This is a genomic window from Pseudomonas sp. HMWF021 (assembly GCF_003061005.1).
Lineage (GTDB): Bacteria > Pseudomonadota > Gammaproteobacteria > Pseudomonadales > Pseudomonadaceae > Aquipseudomonas.
This window is the reverse complement of record NZ_QAIK01000015.1, coordinates 20,575-24,601: the sequence shown is the minus strand read 5'-3', so window position 1 is coordinate 24,601 and position 4,027 is coordinate 20,575. Positions and strand designations below refer to the sequence as shown.

The window sequence follows — 4,027 nt, the reverse complement described above, 5'->3', positions numbered from 1 at the left end:
TTCAGATACATCGCATCGGCAGCTTTACGCCTGCTGCGCAGGCGGGCGGGAGCAAGCTCCCTCGCCACAAAAGTCCTCTCGATCTCTGATTCAGATCAATCGGGTTACCACTTCATCTCGCCCTTGGCGACTTTGGCGCTCAGCTCCAGCGAGCTTTCTTCACCAAGTGTCGGGTAGCGCTTTTGCATGGCCTTGATCAGTGCGGCGGAATCCTTGGCCTTGGCGGTTTCTGCGTCGAAAGCCTTAATGTAGTCGGCGGTGAATTTCACGCTCGCCAGCGAGCGGCTGCTCTCGCCCAGGTAGTGACCCGGCACCACGGTTTTCGGTTTCAGGGTTTCGATCGAATGCAGGGTGTCCAGCCAGTCGGCGTGGGATTGCGCAGTCTGGGTATCGGCCATCCACACATGGATGTTCTCGGCCACCACAACACCACCGACCACCGCCTTGAGCGATGGAATCCACACGAAGCTGCGATCCGGTTGTTTGCCTTCAAGACCGACCACCTGCAACTTCTGCCCTTCGAGCATCAGGCTGTCGCCTTTGAGCACGCCCGGCACGATGGTTTTGGCCGGCACGTCGGCGCCCATTTTCGGGCCCCAGAAGGCGAGCTTGCCGGCGACGGTTTTGTTGATGTGATCGACGGTCGGCTGCGAGGCCAGCACGGTGGCGTCGGGGAAGGCCTGGGTCAGGGTGTCGAGGCCGAAGTAGTAATCCGGGTCACCGTGGCTGATGTAGATGGTGGTCAGGTGCTTGCCGCTGGCGCGGATCTTTTCCACCACCTGCTCGGCCTGGGCCTTGCCGAATTGCGCATCGACCAGAATCGCGTCTTTCTCACCGCTGACCAGTACCGAAGTCACCGGAAAGATCGCATTGGTGCCCGGGTTGTAGACATCCAGGGTCAGGTTGGCGGCAGCGGCGTGGGCCGCGAATCCGAGGGTGGCGGTGGCCAGCAAAACGCGCTTGAGGGTAGTGAAGCCGATCATCTGTTGCTCCGTGGTCCGAATGCCGGGTTGGCGATGGGACAGAGCTTAGTTGCCTGACTCGGTACAAAAAATGCGATGCTTGGACATAGTTTGTTTCTGAAAGCGGGCAAATCATGGATCGTCTTCAAGCAATGCGCGTGTTTGTCACGGTGGTGGATCTGGGCAGCCAGTCGGCGGCGGCCGATCATCTGGACCTGTCGCGGCCGGTGGTGTCGCGCTATCTGGCGGAGCTGGAAGACTGGGTCGGCGCGCGCCTGATGCACCGCACCACACGCAAGCTGAGCCTGACTGCTGCCGGCAGCGAAATCCTGCCGCGCTGCCGGCAGATGCTCGAACTGTCGACCGACATGCAGGCGGCGGTCAGCGAACCCCACGATGCGCCGCGCGGTTTGTTGCGCATCAGCGTCAGCACCTCGTTCGGCCAGGCGCAACTGGCCGATGCCATGGCGGCGTACGTCAAGCGCTACCCCGGGGTCAGCATCGACCTGCAGATGCTCGACCGCACGGTGAACCTGGTGGATGAGCGCATCGATCTGGCGATCCGCACCAGCAATGACCTCGATCCGAACCTGATCGCCCGGCGCCTGACCGTGTGCCGTTCGGTGGTCTGCGCTGCACCTGCTTATCTGCGCGACAACCCGCCACCGCAGCGGGTCGAGGATCTGAGCCGGCACAACTGCCTGACGCACTCGTATTTCGGCAAGAGCCTGTGGCATTTCGAGGAGGACGGTGAACCGGTGTCGGTGCCGGTGCAGGGCAACATCAGCGCCAACGAGGCCAGTACCCTGTTGCGCGCGACCCTGGCCGGTGCGGGCGTGGCGATGCTGCCGACCTACCAGGCCGGGGTGCATGTGCACGCCGGTGAACTGGTGCGTTTGCTGCCGCATGCCGAGCCACGGCAGATGAACATCTACGCGGTGTACGCCTCACGCAAGCACATGCCGGCGGCGTTGCGCAGCATGCTGGATTTTCTCGTCGAACGATTCCCGGAAAATCCCGAATGGGATATGGGCCTGTAAATCCGATGCCCCTGTGGGAGCGGGCTTGCTCGCGAAGGCGGTGTATCAGTCTGGATTGTCATCGACTGACACCACGCCTTCGCGAGCAAGCCCGCTCCCACAGGGGGGATGTCACATAGGGCGAATCCATGGCTGGCAACTCTGTACCGCTGACCTATGCTGAAAGTAATACCGCAGGGTATGCGTTCAGAGGTCTACGCCATGAACATCAGAACAAGAAGGTACTTCGCGATTTTCATCACCTGCGCTGCCACGCTGGCGCTGTACGGCACCGCGGCCTGGCGGGTCGAGCAACTGCGACAGCTGCCCCGCGAGTATGCGAGCTGCAATTTCGAGCGCTGCATTCCGCACAATGCAACGCTGAACGCATTGCGCTGATTCGGTTGCTATCAATCCTGTGGGAGCTGGCTTGCCAGCGATGGCGGTGGCCCAGGCGCCTTCAGTGCTGACTGACAGGACGCAATCGCTGGCAAGCCAGCTCCCACAGGGGTTGGCGGTGTTTACAAGATTACTGTTCGGCCTTCAGCCGGTCACGAAACGCCTTTGGCGAAATCCCCACCCTGCGCCGGAACAGGCGCGTGAAGTTGGTCGGGTCGGAAAACCCCAACAACTCCGACATCTCGTAAATGGTCATGCTGGTGTAGGTCAGCAATCGTTTGGCTTCCAGTAACTGGCGTTCGTGCATGATCTGCAGCGCCGGCTGCCCTGCCAGTTCGCGGCAGGTGCCGTTGAGGTGTGACACCGAAATCCCCAGGCGATGCGCGAGGTCTTCGACCTTCACATGCTGGCGGTACGTCTCCTCCACCAACTGAATGAACCCGTTGAGGTACTCGCGCTGGCGTTGCGGCCGCTGGCTGGCGTTATGGCGCACGAGCGCCTGACGGCTGACCCAGACCATGATCACGCTGACCAGCGAATGCATGAGCATTTCCCGCGCCGGCTGATGGCCGTTGTACTCGGCCTGCAACGCTGAAAACAGACTGTTGAGGTACTGCGCATCCTTGCCCGCCGGGTAGTGCTCGGCCTGGGCCAGTGCGTGCACCGAGTTGCCCAGTTGCCCCTGCAGGTGATTGATCAGCGGATTGGCGAGGGTGACGACAAATCCCTCGACGTCCTCGGAAAAACGAAAGCCATGCACCGACAACGGTGGCAGGACTTGAATCGCGGGTTCATCGAGCTGCGTGCGTTGACCTTCGATTTCAAGCTCTGCCTGACCTTTGAAGACGAAGAGCAACTGGCACAAATCGGCGTGGCGGTGGGGTTTGATTTCCCATTGATGTTCGCGGCTGCGTTTGGAAATGGTTTCACAGTGCAGCAAGTCAGGGGTCGGCCAGTCCAGGCTTTCACCGTAGAGCTTGAACACCGGAATCGAAGGCAGGTCAGGCTTGTTCATCACTTCAATCCAGGCCTCGAGGTTGCGGGCGATAATCGCACCGATTGGCAGAATGTACAGGTATCGGCTCAGTTTTCACCTTCAATTGACAGACCCGCAAGGGAAAAATGCAAGCACTCGATCCATAAAAATCATTCACCTGCTCACGCGGCGTGAAGCTTGCGAGTCATAAAAACAATGAAAACGCTGAAAACCCAAGTCGCCATCATAGGCGCCGGTCCCTCCGGATTGCTCCTCGGCCAGTTGCTGCACAACGCCGGCATCGACACCCTGATTCTCGAACGCCAGACGCCTGATTATGTACTCGGGCGGATTCGCGCCGGTGTGCTTGAACAAGGCATGGTAGAGCTGTTGCGTCAGGCCGGGGTCGGTCAGCGCATGGACGCCGAAGGGCTGGTGCACAGCGGGTTCGATCTGGCCCTGGATGGGCGTCTGGCGCACATCGATCTGCAGGGTTTGACCGGCGGCAAAACCGTGATGGTCTACGGCCAGACCGAGGTCACGCGAGACTTGATGGCCGCTCGTCGGGAGGCCGGTGCGCTGTCGTTTTATGAAGTGAGCGATGTCGTTCCTCACGGCATGAAAAGCGACGAGGCGTTTGTCACCTTCGAGAAGGACGGTGAAACCTGGCG

General features: G+C 60.4%; 5 protein-coding genes. 3 read left to right on the top strand and 2 right to left on the bottom strand.

The window, feature by feature from the left end; all coding sequences use genetic code 11:
- Positions 1 to 104: 104 nt before the first annotated feature.
- Positions 105 to 983, bottom strand: a complete 879-nt coding sequence (locus DBR18_RS01275) for an MBL fold metallo-hydrolase (protein WP_108588976.1) — start codon at positions 981 to 983, stop codon at positions 105 to 107.
- Positions 984 to 1,096: 113 nt separating this feature from the next.
- On the opposite strand from DBR18_RS01275, the gene DBR18_RS01270 reads away from it, so the two are divergent.
- Positions 1,097 to 2,002 carry a LysR family transcriptional regulator gene (locus DBR18_RS01270; RefSeq protein ID WP_218277844.1) on the top strand — a complete coding sequence of 302 codons (906 nt, stop codon included), beginning with the start codon at positions 1,097 to 1,099 and terminating at the stop codon, positions 2,000 to 2,002.
- A gap of 201 nt (positions 2,003 to 2,203) precedes the next feature.
- Positions 2,204 to 2,380 carry a hypothetical protein gene (locus tag DBR18_RS28330; protein WP_007964044.1) on the top strand — a complete coding sequence of 59 codons (177 nt, stop codon included), beginning with the start codon at positions 2,204 to 2,206 and terminating at the stop codon, positions 2,378 to 2,380.
- A gap of 130 nt (positions 2,381 to 2,510) precedes the next feature.
- On the opposite strand, the gene DBR18_RS01265 is transcribed toward DBR18_RS28330, so the two are convergent.
- Positions 2,511 to 3,395 carry a helix-turn-helix domain-containing protein gene (locus DBR18_RS01265; protein ID WP_108588974.1) on the bottom strand — a complete coding sequence of 295 codons (885 nt, stop codon included), beginning with the start codon at positions 3,393 to 3,395 and terminating at the stop codon, positions 2,511 to 2,513.
- Between the two features lie 177 nt (positions 3,396 to 3,572).
- Between DBR18_RS01265 and DBR18_RS28615 the strand changes: the two genes are divergently transcribed.
- On the top strand, positions 3,573 to 4,027 hold a 455-nt coding region (locus tag DBR18_RS28615; RefSeq protein ID WP_256588490.1), incomplete at its 3' end, for an FAD-dependent monooxygenase.